Origin of the sequence: Collimonas sp. (assembly GCF_035566555.1) — a bacterium.
Lineage (GTDB): Bacteria > Pseudomonadota > Gammaproteobacteria > Burkholderiales > Burkholderiaceae_D > Collimonas.
The window spans coordinates 19,971-35,500 of sequence record NZ_DATMRB010000040.1 but is presented as its reverse complement, the minus strand read 5'-3'; the positions used below and the strand labels follow the sequence as shown (position 1 = coordinate 35,500).

Below are 15,530 nucleotides of genomic sequence, written 5' to 3'. Positions count from 1 at the left end.
AAAATCATGAAACCAATCTGGATTGTTGACGACGACGAATCGATACGATGGGTGCTTGAAAAAGCGCTGGCCCGCGAGAATCTGACGACCAAGAGTTTTTCCAATGCGCGCGACGCGATTGAAGCGCTGCAGACCAATACGCCGCAAGTGCTGGTGTCCGACATCCGCATGCCGGGCGCCTCCGGCCTTGAGCTGCTGCAAACCGTCAAAGCCAAGTTTCCTGGTGTGCCGGTGATCATCATCACCGCATTCTCCGATCTGGATTCCGCGGTGGCGGCCTTCCAGGGCGGCGCCTTCGAATACCTGGCCAAGCCGTTCGACGTCGACAAGGCGGTCGAACTGATACGCCGCGCGCTGGAAGAGAGCCTGCGCGAAGCGAATGTCGAGCAGGCCTCGGCCGAGACGCCGGAAATCCTCGGCCAGGCGCCCGCCATGCAAGACGTGTTCCGCGCCATCGGCCGCCTGTCGCAATCGAATGTGACCGTGCTGATCACCGGCGAATCCGGCACCGGCAAGGAGCTGGTGGCGCGCGCGCTGCACAAGCATAGTCCGCGCGCGGCGCAGCCGTTCATCGCGCTCAACACCGCGGCGATTCCGAAAGACTTGCTGGAGTCGGAATTGTTCGGCCATGAGCGCGGCGCCTTCACCGGCGCCCAGGCATCGCGCCGTGGACGCTTCGAGCAGGCCGAAGGCGGCACCTTGTTCCTCGATGAAATCGGCGACATGCCTTTCGATCTGCAGACGCGCCTGCTGCGGGTGCTGTCCGACGGCCATTTTTACCGCGTCGGCGGCCACCAGTCGCTGAAAGCCAATGTCCGCGTCATCGCCGCCACTCATCAGAACCTGGAAACCCGGGTGCGCGAAGGCTTGTTCCGCGAAGACTTGTACCACCGCCTGAACGTGATCCGGCTGCGCCTGCCGAGCTTGCGTGAGCGGCGCGAAGACATCCCGATCCTGACCCGCTACTTCCTCAGCCAGAGCGCCAAGCAGCTGGGCGTGGAAAGCAAGCGCGTCTCGGACAACGCCATGCGTTTCATGAGCGGCCTGGAATTGCCTGGCAACGTACGCCAGCTGGAAAACCTCTGCAACTGGATCACCGTGATGGCGCCAGGCCAGACGGTGGAAATCAAGGACTTGCCGCAGGACCTGGTGAGCGGCCGCGAACAGGGCACGCAGCTGGAAAGCCCGGCGCACCGGCCGGTGGCTTTCGATCCGCACTTTTCAGCCTCAACCTCAGGCAGCGGCGTCGCAGTCGCGTCCTATGCAGAAGCGGCACCGCCAGTGATTCCCGCGCAGGCTGCCGGCGAAAAGCAGAGCTGGATCAGCTTGCTGGAAACAGAAGCGGCAAGCATGCTCAGCAACGGTGACGCCGACGTGATGGATGTGCTGGGCCGGCAGTTCGAATCGGCTTTGATCAAGATCGCCTTGCGCCATACCCATGGCCGCAAGAACGATGCCGCGGTACGTCTTGGCATAGGTCGCAACACCATCACGCGCAAGATCCAGGAGCTGGGGATCGCCGGCGCCAAGGACGATTGATGATATCGGCGCGCTAGCGTGTAGTGTTTTTTACTTCACTATATGTAGCGCGCGTTTCAGCTCCCTCAGCGCGGCAAGCGGATAGAGATGCGATGTGCCGACGATGGACGAAACGGCGACTTTCCCCTGTTTGCAATAGCGGCGAAAGGTTGCGATCGATACGCCTAGATATTCTGCCGCTTCATCCGCCGTGAATTCGCTGTCCTGCAAATCGCCGAACAGTTCCGCATGGCTGAGATTGTCGCCATTGGAAAAGGCGCGCCTGGCAATCAGAGAGAAGAATTTTTCCCGTTCTTGCGAGGGCATCTGCTGCAAGCTCCTGAAAAGTGTTTCAGCTGTCTGGGTCATTTGTACCATCCATTCGTTCTTAAATAAGCCTTCAGATCATCGTAGAAATTTTCGTGCGTGCCCAGCTTGTAAAAATCGATGAATAGAAAATCTGGGGAGCGATGTTCAGCTCTGTTTCCCGCTGGTCGAGCCGGAACGTGATACGCCATCAGATATTCCTGCGTCTTATGTTTGAATTTGTGAACATGGATCCCCATCAGGTCGCCATTCTTGGCTGTGCCGATATCCGGCTTCGCACACACCCGTAGCGTTTCATCTTCAATCACAGCCTGGAAAGGCTTGTGCTGTTTCTTCACAAAGGCGGAAAAGGGTTTCCTGTAATTCGGCAGATAGAGCATGGAGATAGCTTATATTTATCAATTATGATACAGATCGCTATCAGTTTCAAGCGTCAGATATAGAGGCACATTGGCAAGCGCTCGTTTTTCAAAACTGATTCAATGGGGAGTGAGGATGCTGCTCTATGTTAAAGAGTGCGGAGAGTTGCGGGATTAAGGGAACTCGTAAGCTGGAAACGCCGGAATGAAATGTCGGTTTCTGCTTGAGTTTGCACCGCGATGACGCGATTGCCAGCCCGTCCTGGCTGGCGGGCACATTGCCGGGTAAGGCATCGATAGCAAGATTATTCGTCCATCTACGGTTATGTGGCTCAAGAAGCTTTAAAATTTGTCCCGATTGGCAAACGCAAATGCCGCCTGTGGTCAAATTGGCAATGCAGGCGAATGAGCTAGCCAACTGGTGGCTGCGTCGCTGTTTCTGCGATGCAGCCTATGCTTACTTATTGCCTGAGGGCAGGGACCACATGATCGCTCGTAACTACCTGAATTACCGTATTGCTTCCGCCTTGACGCTCACCGCCTTGCTGGCGGCTTGCGGTTCCAGCGTGCCGCTGGCCGACACCAAGCCGGAACCGACTTTGCCGAACCTGCTCAAGCTGGAACCGACGCCGTCGGCGAATCTGCTGACCGGCAATTTCTTCTGCGAGCTGGGTAATCGGGTCGATCTCGCCAGCGCGGCCGCCGACGGCAGCGTCAAGCTGACCTGGAAAGGCCGCAATTATCCGATGACGACGGTCAGCACGACCACCGGCGCAGTGCGCCTGGAAGACAAGGCCAGCGGCCTGGTATGGATACAGATCCCGGCCAAGTCGATGCTGCTCAACTCCAAGCTCGGCCAGCAGCTGGCGAACGAATGCAAGCTGCGCTGATGGCCTGAACCGGCAAGACCTTCGGGTTGGGAGTATAGATAGAAGCATTGCAGTTCCTGGTTCGCCGTGTTGCTGTTGACCTCAAGGAAAATAATGTCGGCTCCCATTTCCAACGTCCGCCCGAAGTACGACCAGGTGCTGGTCGATATCGTCGACTACGTCACCGGATACAAGATCACTTCCAAAGTGGCGTACGACACCGCGCGCAACTGTCTGATCGATACCCTGGGCTGCGGCCTGGAAGCCCTGGAATACCCGGCTTGCAAAAAACTGATGGGTCCGGTCGTCCCCGGTACGGTGGTGCCTAACGGCGCCAAGGTGCCGGGTACCCGGTTCCAGCTCGATCCTGTCCAGGCTGCCTTCAATATCGGCGCCATGATCCGCTGGCTGGATTTCAACGACACCTGGCTGGCGGCTGAATGGGGGCACCCCTCGGACAACCTGGGCGGCATCCTGGCGACGGCCGACTGGCTGTCGCGCAACGCCATTGCTGCCGGCAAGAAGCCGTTGAAGATGAAAGACGTGCTAAGCGCGATGATCAAGGCGCACGAAATCCAGGGTTGTATGGCGCTGGAGAATTCCTTCAATAAGGTCGGCCTCGACCACGTAGTGCTGGTCAAGGTCGCCTCGACTGCCGTAGTGGCCGAAATGATGGGCCTGGCGCGTGAAGAAATCCTCAATGCGGTATCGCTGGCCTGGGTCGACGGCCAAGCGCTGCGCACTTATCGCCACGCGCCGAATACCGGCTCGCGCAAATCCTGGGCTGCCGGCGATGCGACCTCGCGCGCGGTGCGCCTGGCGCTGATCGCCAAGAGCGGCGAAATGGGTTATCCATCCGTGCTGACCGCCAAGACCTGGGGATTCTACGATGTCCTGTTCAAAGGCCAGCCGTTCAAATTCCAGCGCAAGTACGCATCGTACGTGATGGAAAACGTGCTGTTCAAGATTTCCTTTCCGGCTGAATTCCATGCGCAGACCGCGGTGGAAGCTGCCATGACCCTGCATGCCGCACTGGCCAAGGCCGGCAAATCGACGGACGAGATCAAGAAGATCACCATCCGCACCCACGAAGCCTGCATCCGCATCATCGACAAGCAAGGCCCGCTCAACAATCCGGCCGACCGCGATCACTGCATCCAGTACATGGTGGCGGTGCCGCTGATTTTCGGCCGCCTGACCGCTGCCGACTACGAAGACAGGATCGCCGCCGACCAGCGCATCGATGTCCTGCGCGGCAAGATCGTTTGCGTTGAAGACAAGGCCTTCACCAAGGATTACCACGATCCCAAGAAGCGTTCGATCGCCAATGCCATGACAATCGAATTCAAGGACGGCAAGAAGCTCAAGGAAGTGGTGGTCGAATATCCGATCGGCCATGCGCGCCGCCGCGAGGAAGGCATCCCGCTGCTGGAAGCCAAGTTCAAGGTCAACCTGGCGCGCCAGCTGTCGGTCAAGCAGCAACAGAAGATCCTGGCAGTCTCGCTGGATCAGAAGACGCTGGAAGGCATGGCGGTCAACGAATATGTTGACCTGTATGTGATCTAAAAAACGTCCTGCTTTGACGGGGCGCAATTGCGTTTGCAAGAGGACGCGTAGGGTGGGCACTTGTGCCCACGCGGAAGGTCGATCATATCGAGGAGCCGATTCCGCGTGGGCAGTTTCCTGCCCACCCTACAATTTCAAAAAAAACGAGGAGACAGAATGAGTTTCGCCACCTTTTACCAGCGCTCGATCGATGAGCCCGCTGCGTTCTGGACCGAGCAGGCGCGCCGCATCGACTGGCATCATCCATTCACGCAAGTGCTGGACGACAGCCGGCCGCCGTTCACCAGGTGGTTTGTCGACGGCGCCACCAACCTCTGCCACAACGCAGTCGACCGCTGGGTGGCGACGCGCGGCGAGCAGCCGGCCCTGATCGCGATTTCCACCGAGACCAATACCGAGAAGACTTATTCTTTCCGTGAACTGCATGCGGAAGTCCAGCGCATGGCCGCCATCATGCAAGCGCTAGGCGTCGGCCGTGGCGACCGCGTGCTGATCTACATGCCGATGATTGCCGAGGCCACCTTCGCCATGCTGGCTTGCGCTCGCATCGGTGCCGTCCATTCGGTGGTGTTCGGCGGCTTTGCCGCGCACAGCCTGGCGAGCCGCATCGACGACGCCACGCCGAAACTGATCGTCTCTGCCGATGCCGGTTCGCGCGCCGGCAAAATATTGCCTTACAAGGGTTTGCTGGACGAAGCGATCAAGCTGGCGCAGCATAAGCCGGCGCAGGTCTTGCTGGTCAACCGCGGCCTGGCGCCAATGGCAATGGTGGCCGGCCGCGATCTCGATTATGCCGAGCAGCGCCGGCTGCATATGGACGCCAAGGTGCCGGTGACCTGGCTGGAATCCAACGAAGCTTCCTACATCCTGTACACCTCCGGCACCACCGGCAAGCCCAAGGGCGTACAGCGCGATGTGGGCGGCTATGCGGTGGCGCTGGCGACGTCGATGGATACCATCTTTTGCAGCAAGGGCGGCGGCACGTTTTTCTGCACCTCGGACATCGGCTGGGTGGTCGGCCATTCCTACATTGTTTACGGTCCCTTGATCGCGGGCATGGCGACCATCTTGTATGAGGGCCTGCCCATCCGTCCGGACGCCGGCATCTGGTGGAGCATCGTCGAGAAATACAAGGTCACGCGCATGTTTTCCGCGCCGACGGCGATCCGGGTGTTGAAAAAACAGCCGCCCGAACTGATGCGGAAATACGATCTGTCATCCTTGCAGGCGCTCTACCTGGCCGGCGAACCGCTCGATGAAAGCACGTCCAGCTGGATTTCCACGGCGCTGGGCGTGCCGGTGATTGACAACTACTGGCAGACGGAATCGGGCTGGCCGATCATGACCATCGCCAAGAATATCGAGAACAAGCCGAGCAAGCTGGGTAGTCCCGGCCTGCCGATGTACGGCTATAAGGTGCGCTTGGTGAACGAATCCACGGGTGAGTTGTGCGGTGCCAACCAGAAGGGCGTGGTGGTGATCGAATGGCCGCTGCCGCCCGGCTGCCTGCAAACCATCTATGGCGACGACCAGCGCTGTGTCGCCACTTATTGGGCGACGTCGATGCCGGACAGCGGGCTGCCAGCCTATTCGACCTTCGACTGGGGCATCCGCGACGAGGATGGCTATTATTTCATTCTCGGCCGCACCGACGATGTCATCAATGTCGCCGGCCACCGGCTCGGCACGCGCGAAATCGAAGAAAGCATTTCCAGCCATCCGAATGTGTCCGAGGTGGCGGTGGTTGGCGTCGAGGACAAGCTGAAGGGGCAGGTGGCGGTGGCTTTCGTGATTCCCAAGGCGGCGGAAAGCAGCGCCGAAGGGCGAGCCCGGCTGGAGGCGGAGATCATGCGCGTGGTGGACCAGCGGCTCGGCAGCGTCGGCCGGCCGGCGCGGGTATATGTGGTCGGCCTGCTGCCGAAGACCCGCTCCGGCAAGCTGCTGCGCCGCTCCATACAGGCGCTCTGCGAAGGACGCGATCCCGGCGACCTGACCACGATCGAGGATCCGGCTTCGCTGCAGCAGATCAAGGATGCCTTGCGCGGCTGAGCACATGACACTGGTGCCATGGCCGGGATTTCATCAATGTGGCGACGGGGATGAGGGTATGATGGGGGATCAGCTCCTGTAACCTGCTTTTATATCCATCCCAGCCATGACGCACATCATACGCCCGGCCACCATTGCCGATGCAGCAGCTATTTGCCATATCTACAATCCCTACATCCTCGACACCGTCATCAGCTTTGAAACCGAACCGGTGACGGCCGAGCAGATGCGCCAGCGCATCCTCGACATCACGGCCAACCTGCCTTGGTTGGTGTGTGTCGAGGGCGACGAAATCCTGGGTTACGCCTACGCCACCAAATGGCGTGCGCGCGCCGCCTACCAGCACGCAGTGGAAAGTTCGGTGTATCTGTCGCCGCTGGCCGCCGGCAAGGGACTCGGCAGTGCGCTGTACCGCGCGCTGATCGTCGAGCTGGAAAAACTGCCGGTGCATACGGTGATCGGCGGCATCGCCTTGCCTAACCCCGCCAGCGTCGGTCTGCATGAAAAAATGGGCTACGTCAAAGTCGCGCATTTTGCCCAGGTCGGCAAGAAGTTCGACCGCTGGATCGATGTCGGCTACTGGCAGCGGGTATTGCGATGAAGCAGGCGCCGCCACCGCTACCGCCCCTGCCGGTGGTCGACGGCGTGGCGCCCAGCTATCTGTGGCTGCCGGTAGAAAGCTGGCCGGACCTGTTGACGTTCCTGGTACAGCGTTTCCCGGCGATCTCCAGCACGACCTGGATAGAAAGAATGGCACGCGGTGAAGTAGTCGACGGCAAGGGCGCGCGGCTGGCGCCGGACAGCCCCTACCGCCGCGGCAGCTGCATTTTCTACTATCGCGAGCTGGATGCCGAAACGCCGATTCCGTTTGAAGAAACCATCCTCTATCAGGATGAACGGATACTGGTGGCCGACAAGCCGCATTTCCTGCCGGTGACCCCGAGCGGGCGCTTCCTGCACGAGACTTTGCTGGTGCGACTGAAAAAGAAAACCGGCCTGACGCAGCTGACGCCGATCCACCGGCTCGACCGCGAAACCGCCGGCGTGGTGATCTTTTCCCACGACATCGCCAGCCGCGGCGCCTACCAGTCGCTGTTCCAGCAACGGCTGGTCGACAAGACTTATGAAGCGTTGGCGCCGACCCGCCCGGAGCTGGCATTGCCGCTGGTGTATCGTAGCCGCATGGTCGACGGCACGCCGTTTTTCCGCATGCAGGAAGAAGCCGGCGAGGCCAATTCGGAAACCCGCATCGAACTGATCGAAGTGCGGCAAGACTGCAGCCTTTACCGCCTGCAGCCGCTGACCGGCAAGAAACATCAACTGCGTGTACATTTGGCGGCATTGGGGATACCAATCATCAACGATGCCTTTTATCCGGATGTCTATCCCTGCAAGGGCGACGACTGGTCGGCGCCGCTGAAACTGCTGGCGCGCGAAATTGCTTTCATCGATCCGCTGGACGGCCGTCAGCGCCGCTTCGCCAGCCAGCGCCAACTTTGAGTCAAACAAGGAATTGATACGCAGATGAGCAATATCAGGAGAACGCAATGAGATCAACCCGAGCCACGGCGGCGGTCGAACGTCTCAATGCCCGCAGCAGCGAAGTACGGTATTCGATGGTGCGCACCGCGGAAGAGTTGTTTTACCTGACCCAGAACGCCGGCTTTGACGCGCCCATCAAGCTGAGCGACGCGCTCGAGCTGGATGACTTCGTGCGCTTCGTCAACGCTTACGGCCCGCAAAAACCGAAGCGCATCAGCAAGCTCGATGTCGCTTTTGAAAAGCAGTTGAAGAAAAAAGAATAGCCATGCCATGAGCACTCAAGCCGACAGCAAAGTGCATGCGATCCTGGTGCACGGCATGGGCCGCACTCCGGTCTCGATGCTGCTGCTGTCCAGGCGCTTGCGGGCGGCTGGCATCACTACCCATCTGTTCGCTTATTCGGCTGCCTTTGAGCGCTGGCAATCCTGCCTGGAGCGCCTGCGCAAGTTCATCGTGCAGCGCACCGGCGACGAGCGTTTCATCATGGTTGGCCATTCGCTTGGCTGCGTGCTGACGCGCGGCGTCTTGCCAAAGCTGGAGCACGCACCGGACATGGCTTTCCTGCTGGCGCCGCCGACCCGCGCTTCCAGCTATGCGATCAAGTTGTCGCGCTGGCGCCTGTTCCGTTTGCTGACCGGCGAAATGGGGCAGCTGCTGGCCAGCCAGGAGTTCATGGACAGCCTGCCGCCGCCAACCATTCCATTGCACATGTATGCCGGCATCAAGGGGCCGCGCGCCAGCTGGATGCCGTTCGGCGACGAGCCCAACGACGGCATCCTGTCGGTCGGCGAAGTGCAGCTGGGCACGCTGCCGCTGCATCTGCTGCCAACCATACACACCGTCATCATGAACTCGCGCCAGGTGGCGCGCGATATCGTGGCCACCGTCCAGCATTCCTAAGCTCACCACGTTGCAGCGTTAGCGCGCCGGCACCGGAATCCCGGGAATCAGGTCGCCGCCCGCCTGATGGCCTTTGATGCGCAACACCAGTATGGCGGCGATGATGCAGGCCGCGCCTATCAGCATCGACGACAAGGTATAGCTGCCCAGGCTGTTGCGCAGCGAACCCGCCAGCATGGTGGCGCTGGCAGCGCCCAGCTGGTGGCCGGCGACGATCCAGCCGAACACGATAGGCGCCGCCAGGCGGCCGAACACATCGTTGGCCAGGCGCACGGTCGGCGGCACGGTGGCGATCCAGTCGAGGCCGTAAAACAACGCGAACACCGGCAAGCCGAAATAGCTGAGGCCGAAGGCGTGCGGCAAGAAAATCAGGGCGATGCCGCGCAGGCCGTAGTACCAGAACAGCAGCACGCGTGGATTGTAGCGGTCCGACAGCCAACCCGACATGGTGGTGCCGACCAGGTCCAGCATGCCCATCGCAGCCAGGATGCTGGCGCCGCCCACGGCGGAAATGCCATAGTCGCCGCACATGGCGATGAAATGCGAACCGATGTAACCGTTGGTGCTCATGCCGCAAATGAAGAAGCTGAAAAACAGCAGCCAGAAGTCGCGGATCTTGACCGCCTTGCCCAGTGCGCCAAAAGCGATCGACAGGGGATTCTTGCCCTTGCTGACGGCGTCCGGCGGCAATTCGTCATGCTGGCCGTAACGCTTCAAGCCGATATCCTGCGGCCGTTCCGGCAGGAAGATCGCTACCAGCGGAATCGCCAGGGCCGCCACGCTGGCCACCAGGATCGCCACCGAACGCCAGCCGAAATGCTCGACCATATAGGCCATCAGCGGCAGGAACACCATCTGGCCAGTGGCCGAGCTGGCGGTCAGCAAGCCCATCGCCAGCCCGCGCCGCGTCTCGAACCAGCGGCTGACGATGGTCGCCGCCAGGGTGTTGGCGGCGACACCGCTGCCGGCGCCCACCAGGATGCCCCAGGCCAGCACCATATGCCACGGCATCGTCATGAAGGTGCTGGCAAACGTCCCCGCCGCCAGCAGCACCAGCGCGCCCAGCACGATAGGGCGGATGCCGTAGCGCTGCATGGCCGCCGCCGAGAACGGCCCGATCAGGCCGTACAGCGCGATATTTACCGAAATGACGAAGGAAATGGTGGTGACGGTCCAGCCGAACTCGTGTTCGAGCGGCAGTATCATTACCGACGGCGTGGCGCGGATGCCGGCCGCTGACAGCAGAACCAGGAAGATGATGCCGACGACTATCCATACGTAGCTGAAACGCAGGCGCGCCATGATGGCTTGGATGGTGGTGTTCATGGGATGGCGTGCTCGTGTTGTTCGAACTTGTGGTTAGCGGTGTCGACCAGATTCATCAAGGCATGATGCGTCTCGTCGCCCAGGATTGCATCGATTTCGTTTTGCGCCTTGCGCCAGTTGGGCATGGATTTTTGCCACTTGTCGCGCCCGGCGCTGCTCAGGCGGACACCGAAGGAGCGTTTGTCGGTCAGCATTTCCAGCGGCAGGTCGACCGTCTCGATCCAGCCGAGCGTAATCAAGGGCTTGAGGGTGCGGCTCATGGTGCTGCGGTCCATCCCCATGTTGCCGGCCAGCGGGATGGCGCCGATCGGCCCGTATTTGCCTATCCTGGCCAGCAGGGAGTACTGGCTGATGGTCAGTTCATCCGCCGCAAGATGGTGATCGTAGATATTGGTCATCTTGCGCGTGAGCTGGCGCAGGGTGGAACAGCTGCATTGGCTTTGCATGGTTTACCTGTTTATTTTGTATATACATCGATGCATATGCATAATATGGATGGGGCGCGCGCTTGTCAACTCGACTGTTGTAATTTGAGCGCTTGGCATTGTGTGTGGGAGAGGGGGCGAAGTGCCGGCGTGGCGGAGCCGCTAGCTGTGTGCTCCGGATTGCACTTATAAATAGGGAAGAATTCGAGTTTGGTGAAAATGGCAATGCCCGGATCCGATGCGCGCGCCACCTGCGATAACTGCTAATATAAAAGCCGTATCGCGGTCCGATTGTGAGCCGTCTCGACTTTGTTTACCCGACAGAACGCGTAGAAAGGGGAGCCTTCATGAAGGATGTATTGCAGGCACGCGCTAGCGAACCAGTTCGCGCCAGATCGCATGCCGCCACGGCAGTCTCAGTGAAGCAAGATGCGGCCTTCGTCGATAATCACCCGCTCGGCGTCGCCCAGCGCAAGCTCGCCGAATCCATGGCGCACAGTCCGCGCGCCGTCCTGCAGAACGCCATCAGCAACGATATCCATCAGGGCCCGCGCATGCAGGCGCAGCGCCAGCAGATGCGCGGCATATCAGCTGTGGGCGCGCCTGCTGTCCAGCGCGCGGAAGCGGCGGGGCGTGACCTGTCTGCGCAGGGCAATGCGGCAACTCTGCGCCGTGCCGCCATGTCCGGGCGGCTGAGCTCGGAACAAATCAACATGCGGCCTGCGCAGCAAGCGCTTTCCGCTGCCGACCTGACGCAACTGGCCGCCGCAACCAAAAGCATGGTCAATCCGGCCAGCCAGCCCATCGCCGATGCGCTGGCAGCGGGCTCGGCAGCGGTCGCCGGGGACGTGATCGCGATGAGATCGCCGGCTATCGGCGACGGTTCTGCGCAGGCCGTCGCGCGCGGCGTCTCCGCCTTGCGGCCAAAGGCTGCGGCCGTTGAGGTAGCCGGCAACCAGTATCGTGTCATGGCGCGTTTGAATCCGTGGATTCAGGTCGCCGGCGGCGTGATCACCAGCATGAACACGACAAATCATCATATGACGCCCCCGGCAGGGGCTGGATGGCAATTCGTCACTTATCCAAATCTCACGGCAGGCGGGGTCGACATCAGTAATCGTTCGGTCATCGTCGGCCAGCCTTGGGGGAGCGGCGGTGGCGGTGGTGGTGTCAGTAGTTTTACCGTGCCCAGCGCAACCTTTGATCCAACGAGCGTGCCTTCGAGTTTTCATAGCCTGCCGCATGACCGCCTGCCCAGCCTTCCCTCCGGCCATGCCTGGACTGGCGGTGGCAGCACGGCGACGCCGTACGTGCCGATGCGCGATCCGCTCGTGGCTCCCTCATCGCCCGGCTATGATGTCGACGCCGAAGACATCGGCGGACGGCTGGTCTACAGCTCGTATCAGCGCGATCCTACGCCGATCAACCCGGGTGGCACGCGCGTGCTGAGCGGCTATGCCGAGGTGGCGCAGTCGGGCCACACCTACTCAGGATCGCGCAGCTACCCAATGACAACCAACTCATTTGCCGATCCAGGCGGCGCCCGCTACGGCCGAGGCCATGTTGTCGATCACGCGGACGGCAGCCACGCGACCACCACCTCGCTGCAAAATTACGTGCCGGAAGATCCCGATTTCAATTCGGGCGCGCGCAACCACATGGTGCAAAGCATCCGGCCTAGCGGCGGCTATTATCAGGCAAGGTACGACTACCCAAGTGCCCCGACGTACACCATCGGTGGGGCGCCTATCCCCTCGGTTGAGCACTTCCAGACCGTCCCTAGCGGCGGCACCAGAGAATACGCTGCGGTGGATAACCAGAATTATCCGGCAGATCGGCATCGTATTGCAGTCAATCCTTACCTCCAGCCTCCCACCACCAGCTTCCCCCAGCCTCAATGGTTTTGAGCGTGCGCTCTTGGGTCTGTCATGCCTGGCCCACTGCTGGCGGCGGGCCGCGGTCGGTGCCGCCCATGCTGCGAAAAGTAGCCAAGCATGGCCAACACCCGCCCCGGCCGGGCAGCTGGTGCGGTAACATCGCTAGCTGCTACCAAATGGGTAGCCAGGTGGGTAGCCAGAGCTGACCAAGGCGTCAGATATCCGCCGAAACCCGCATCAGATAAGGATTTTTAATAATGCTCAAGATAGCAACCTGGAACGTCAACTCCCTCAAGGTGCGCCTGCCGCAAGTGCTGCAATGGCTGACCGACAACCCGGTCGACATCCTGGCCCTGCAGGAAACCAAGCTCACCGACGATAAATTTCCCGCGGCTGAAATCGAAGCCGCCGGCTACCACGTGGTGTTCAGCGGGCAGAAAACTTATAACGGCGTGGCGATCCTGTCGCGTCACCCGATCACCGATGTGGTCAAGAACAACCCGCTCTACGAGGATCTGCAGCAGCGCATCATTGCCGCCACCATCGATGGCATCCGGGTAGTGTGCGCCTATATTCCCAACGGCCAGGCGCCCGATACGGAAAAATACCAGTACAAGCTGCAGTGGCTGGATGCCTTGCATGACTGGCTGGACGGCGAGCGCCGGCAGCATGCCAAGCTGGTGCTGCTGGGCGATTACAACATCGCCCCGGAAGACCGCGACGTCCACGATCCGGCCGCCTGGGTAGGGCAGAACCTGGTGTCGCCGCCGGAGCGGGCGGCGTTTGCGCGCCTGCAGGCGCTGGAGCTGACCGATGCTTTCCGCATGTTCGAACAGCCGGAAAAGCTGTTCAGCTGGTGGGATTACCGGCAGATGGGATTCCGCCTCAACCGCGGCATGCGGATCGACCATATCCTGCTGTCGCCGCCGCTGGCGGCGCAATGCACGGCTTGCGTGATTGACCGGGTGCCGCGCAAGTGGGAGCAGCCGTCGGACCACGCGCCGGTGATCGCTACGCTAGGCTAAATAAGGTAGGGTGGGCACATCGTGCCCACGCGTGAATTCACTCGATGCAAATGCCTGTTTCCGTGCCGTGCGGGCCTGTGCGCCGGTTTTTGCGGTCACGCGTGGGCACAAAAAACGTGCCCACCCTACGTGTACGGCGCAGAAATAAAAACGGGGTGTTGGCAGTTATGCCAACACCCCGTTTCCCATGCTGTCTACCGAATGATTACTTGGCCGCAGCTGCGCGGTTCATCAGGAAAGTGGTCAGCAAAGCGACCGGACGGCCGGTAGCGCCTTTGGCTGCGCCGCTCTTCCATGCCGTGCCGGCGATGTCGAGATGGGCCCATGTGTATTTCTTGGTGTAGCGTTCCAGGAAGCAGGCTGCGGTGATGCTGCCGCCGGCCGGGCCGCCGATGTTCGCCATATCGGCAAAATTCGACTTCAGCTGTTCCTGGTAGCTGTCTTCGATCGGCATGCGCCAGGCGGTGTCGCCGGTCGCCTTGCCGGCGCTCAGCAACTCGTTGGCCAGGGCGTCATGGGCGCTGTCGTGACGAGTGAACAGGCCGGAATTGTGGTGGCCGAGGGAGGTCACGCAAGCACCGGTCAGCGTTGCGATATCGACCACGGCGGCCGGTTTGAAGCGTTCCACATAGGTCAGGGCATCGCACAGCACCAGGCGGCCTTCGGCGTCGGTGTTGAGGATCTCGATGGTCTGGCCGGACATGGAGGTGACGATATCGCCTGGCTTGGTCGCTGTGCCGGAAGGCATGTTTTCCGTGGCAGGGATGACGCCGATGACGTTCAGTTTCAGCTTCAGTTCAGCGATGGCGCGGATGGTGCCCAGCACCGAACCGGCGCCGCACATGTCGTACTTCATTTCGTCCATGCCGGCGCCGCCCTTGAGCGAGATGCCGCCGGTGTCAAAAGTGATGCCTTTGCCGACCAGGACGGTCGGGGCATCCTTGGCTTTGCCGCCGAGGTGCTTGATGATGATGAATTTCGGCGCTTCGCCGCCGCCGCGCGCGACCGACAGGAAACTGCCCATCTTCAAGGCTTCCAGCTGCTTGCGGTCCAGTACTTCGACCGACAGCTTGAATTCCTTGGCCAGTTTCTTGGCGGTGTTGGCCAGGTAGGTCGGGGTGCAGACGTTGCCAGGCAGGTTGCCCAGTTCCTTGGTCAGGTCGATGCCGTTGGCCAGGGCCAGGCCTTCAGCCACGGCGTCCTTGGCGGCAGCGGCCTTGGCCGGGGCGACCAGGAATCCAATTTTCTTGATGCTGGGTAATGTTGTCTCTTTTTTACTTTTCAGGGTATCCGAGCGATAGCTGTTCTCACGCAGCACCAGGATGGTGTTGCGGACCGACCATGCCAGGTCGCGTTCCGGCGTTTGCTTGGCCAGGCCGTCGAACGGCAGCGCCAGCAGGGCGTCGTTGCCGCCCAGGGTCGCGATGACACGCGCCACGCACAGGGCTGCCATGGACATGACCTTGTCGCTCAGCTCGCCGTCCGGGCCAAGACCGATCAGCAGGACGCGCTCGGCGGCGACGCCGGCGACTTTGCGCAACAACAAGGTGGAGCCTGGTTTACCGGAAATATCTCCGGACTTTAGTGCAGCAGTGATTTCACCAGATTTGTCAAGAGCTTGCGCTTGTGGCGACAGTTTCTTGTTTTCATAGATCCCGACTGCGATACAGCCGGCTTTCAGAGAGGCAATTGAGGTTTTTGCGTCAATGGTTTTTATGCTAAAGTCCATCACTTACTCCTTTTTTTG

At 60.7% G+C, this 15,530-nt stretch carries 15 protein-coding genes; 10 read left to right on the top strand and 5 right to left on the bottom strand.

Annotated elements, in window-relative coordinates:
- Positions 1 to 6 precede the first annotated feature (6 nt).
- Positions 7 to 1,539, top strand: a complete 1,533-nt coding sequence (ntrC, locus tag VNZ65_RS06160; RefSeq protein ID WP_325667107.1) for a nitrogen regulation protein NR(I) — start codon at positions 7 to 9, stop codon at positions 1,537 to 1,539.
- A gap of 30 nt (positions 1,540 to 1,569) precedes the next feature.
- On the opposite strand, the gene VNZ65_RS06155 is transcribed toward ntrC, so the two are convergent.
- Positions 1,570 to 1,887, bottom strand: a complete 318-nt coding sequence (locus VNZ65_RS06155) for a helix-turn-helix domain-containing protein (RefSeq protein ID WP_325667105.1) — start codon at positions 1,885 to 1,887, stop codon at positions 1,570 to 1,572.
- Positions 1,884 to 2,225, bottom strand: coding sequence for a type II toxin-antitoxin system RelE/ParE family toxin (locus VNZ65_RS06150; protein WP_325667103.1), 342 nt, complete (start codon positions 2,223 to 2,225; stop codon positions 1,884 to 1,886). The genes VNZ65_RS06155 and VNZ65_RS06150 overlap by 4 nt, the downstream gene beginning before the upstream one ends.
- Before the next feature lie 464 nt (positions 2,226 to 2,689).
- On the opposite strand from VNZ65_RS06150, the gene VNZ65_RS06145 reads away from it, so the two are divergent.
- From VNZ65_RS06145 to VNZ65_RS06115, 7 genes are all read left to right on the top strand, one after another.
- Positions 2,690 to 3,094 carry a hypothetical protein gene (locus VNZ65_RS06145; RefSeq protein ID WP_325667101.1) on the top strand — a complete coding sequence of 135 codons (405 nt, stop codon included), beginning with the start codon at positions 2,690 to 2,692 and terminating at the stop codon, positions 3,092 to 3,094.
- Between the two features lie 93 nt (positions 3,095 to 3,187).
- Positions 3,188 to 4,639 (top strand): bifunctional 2-methylcitrate dehydratase/aconitate hydratase, encoded by a 1,452-nt coding sequence (locus VNZ65_RS06140; RefSeq protein WP_325667099.1) that lies wholly within the window; start codon positions 3,188 to 3,190, stop codon positions 4,637 to 4,639.
- A gap of 156 nt (positions 4,640 to 4,795) precedes the next feature.
- Positions 4,796 to 6,688: a propionate--CoA ligase gene (locus tag VNZ65_RS06135; RefSeq protein ID WP_325667097.1), complete on the top strand. Its 1,893-nt coding sequence runs from the start codon at positions 4,796 to 4,798 to the stop codon at positions 6,686 to 6,688.
- 106 nt (positions 6,689 to 6,794) lie between these two features.
- Entirely contained in the window at positions 6,795 to 7,289 is a 495-nt protein-coding gene (locus VNZ65_RS06130; RefSeq protein WP_325667096.1) for an arsinothricin resistance N-acetyltransferase ArsN1 family B, read from the top strand.
- Positions 7,286 to 8,188, top strand: a complete 903-nt coding sequence (locus VNZ65_RS06125; RefSeq protein WP_325667094.1) for an RluA family pseudouridine synthase — start codon at positions 7,286 to 7,288, stop codon at positions 8,186 to 8,188. The genes VNZ65_RS06130 and VNZ65_RS06125 overlap by 4 nt, the downstream gene beginning before the upstream one ends.
- A 47-nt stretch (positions 8,189 to 8,235) precedes the next feature.
- Positions 8,236 to 8,493: a hypothetical protein gene (locus VNZ65_RS06120; RefSeq protein ID WP_325667093.1), complete on the top strand. Its 258-nt coding sequence runs from the start codon at positions 8,236 to 8,238 to the stop codon at positions 8,491 to 8,493.
- A gap of 7 nt (positions 8,494 to 8,500) precedes the next feature.
- Positions 8,501 to 9,130: an esterase/lipase family protein gene (locus VNZ65_RS06115; protein ID WP_325667092.1), complete on the top strand. Its 630-nt coding sequence runs from the start codon at positions 8,501 to 8,503 to the stop codon at positions 9,128 to 9,130.
- Positions 9,131 to 9,148: 18 nt separating this feature from the next.
- Here VNZ65_RS06115 and VNZ65_RS06110 read toward each other — a convergent pair whose 3' ends face one another.
- Both VNZ65_RS06110 and VNZ65_RS06105 read right to left on the bottom strand, forming a co-directional pair.
- Positions 9,149 to 10,456 carry an MFS transporter gene (locus tag VNZ65_RS06110; protein WP_325667091.1) on the bottom strand — a complete coding sequence of 436 codons (1,308 nt, stop codon included), beginning with the start codon at positions 10,454 to 10,456 and terminating at the stop codon, positions 9,149 to 9,151.
- Complete coding sequence (locus VNZ65_RS06105) at positions 10,453 to 10,902, bottom strand: MarR family winged helix-turn-helix transcriptional regulator (RefSeq protein ID WP_325667089.1); 450 nt, start codon at positions 10,900 to 10,902, stop codon at positions 10,453 to 10,455. Before VNZ65_RS06105 ends, VNZ65_RS06110 begins: the two co-directional genes overlap by 4 nt.
- Positions 10,903 to 11,228: 326 nt before the next feature.
- Between VNZ65_RS06105 and VNZ65_RS06100 the strand changes: the two genes are divergently transcribed.
- Positions 11,229 to 12,788: a hypothetical protein gene (locus tag VNZ65_RS06100; RefSeq protein WP_325667087.1), complete on the top strand. Its 1,560-nt coding sequence runs from the start codon at positions 11,229 to 11,231 to the stop codon at positions 12,786 to 12,788.
- A 227-nt stretch (positions 12,789 to 13,015) separates the two neighbouring features.
- Positions 13,016 to 13,783 (top strand): exodeoxyribonuclease III, encoded by a 768-nt coding sequence (xth, locus tag VNZ65_RS06095; protein ID WP_325667086.1) that lies wholly within the window; start codon positions 13,016 to 13,018, stop codon positions 13,781 to 13,783.
- 205 nt (positions 13,784 to 13,988) lie between these two features.
- On the opposite strand, the gene VNZ65_RS06090 is transcribed toward xth, so the two are convergent.
- Positions 13,989 to 15,512: a leucyl aminopeptidase gene (locus VNZ65_RS06090; RefSeq protein ID WP_325667084.1), complete on the bottom strand. Its 1,524-nt coding sequence runs from the start codon at positions 15,510 to 15,512 to the stop codon at positions 13,989 to 13,991.
- Positions 15,513 to 15,530: the final 18 nt, after the last annotated feature.

Excerpts from the sequence above, each read along its gene's own strand:
- ntrC (WP_325667107.1), top strand. The coding sequence starts at position 7 with ATGAAACCAATCTGGATTGTTGACGACGACGAATCGATACGATGGGTG.
- VNZ65_RS06155 (WP_325667105.1), bottom strand. The coding sequence starts at position 1,887 with ATGACCCAGACAGCTGAAACACTTTTCAGGAGCTTGCAGCAGATGCCC.
- VNZ65_RS06150 (WP_325667103.1), bottom strand. The coding sequence starts at position 2,225 with ATGCTCTATCTGCCGAATTACAGGAAACCCTTTTCCGCCTTTGTGAAG.
- VNZ65_RS06145 (WP_325667101.1), top strand. The coding sequence starts at position 2,690 with ATGATCGCTCGTAACTACCTGAATTACCGTATTGCTTCCGCCTTGACG.
- VNZ65_RS06140 (WP_325667099.1), top strand. The coding sequence starts at position 3,188 with ATGTCGGCTCCCATTTCCAACGTCCGCCCGAAGTACGACCAGGTGCTG.
- VNZ65_RS06135 (WP_325667097.1), top strand. The coding sequence starts at position 4,796 with ATGAGTTTCGCCACCTTTTACCAGCGCTCGATCGATGAGCCCGCTGCG.
- VNZ65_RS06130 (WP_325667096.1), top strand. The coding sequence starts at position 6,795 with ATGACGCACATCATACGCCCGGCCACCATTGCCGATGCAGCAGCTATT.
- VNZ65_RS06125 (WP_325667094.1), top strand. The coding sequence starts at position 7,286 with ATGAAGCAGGCGCCGCCACCGCTACCGCCCCTGCCGGTGGTCGACGGC.
- VNZ65_RS06120 (WP_325667093.1), top strand. The coding sequence starts at position 8,236 with ATGAGATCAACCCGAGCCACGGCGGCGGTCGAACGTCTCAATGCCCGC.
- VNZ65_RS06115 (WP_325667092.1), top strand. The coding sequence starts at position 8,501 with ATGAGCACTCAAGCCGACAGCAAAGTGCATGCGATCCTGGTGCACGGC.
- VNZ65_RS06110 (WP_325667091.1), bottom strand. The coding sequence starts at position 10,456 with ATGAACACCACCATCCAAGCCATCATGGCGCGCCTGCGTTTCAGCTAC.
- VNZ65_RS06105 (WP_325667089.1), bottom strand. The coding sequence starts at position 10,902 with ATGCAAAGCCAATGCAGCTGTTCCACCCTGCGCCAGCTCACGCGCAAG.
- VNZ65_RS06100 (WP_325667087.1), top strand. The coding sequence starts at position 11,229 with ATGAAGGATGTATTGCAGGCACGCGCTAGCGAACCAGTTCGCGCCAGA.
- xth (WP_325667086.1), top strand. The coding sequence starts at position 13,016 with ATGCTCAAGATAGCAACCTGGAACGTCAACTCCCTCAAGGTGCGCCTG.
- VNZ65_RS06090 (WP_325667084.1), bottom strand. The coding sequence starts at position 15,512 with ATGGACTTTAGCATAAAAACCATTGACGCAAAAACCTCAATTGCCTCT.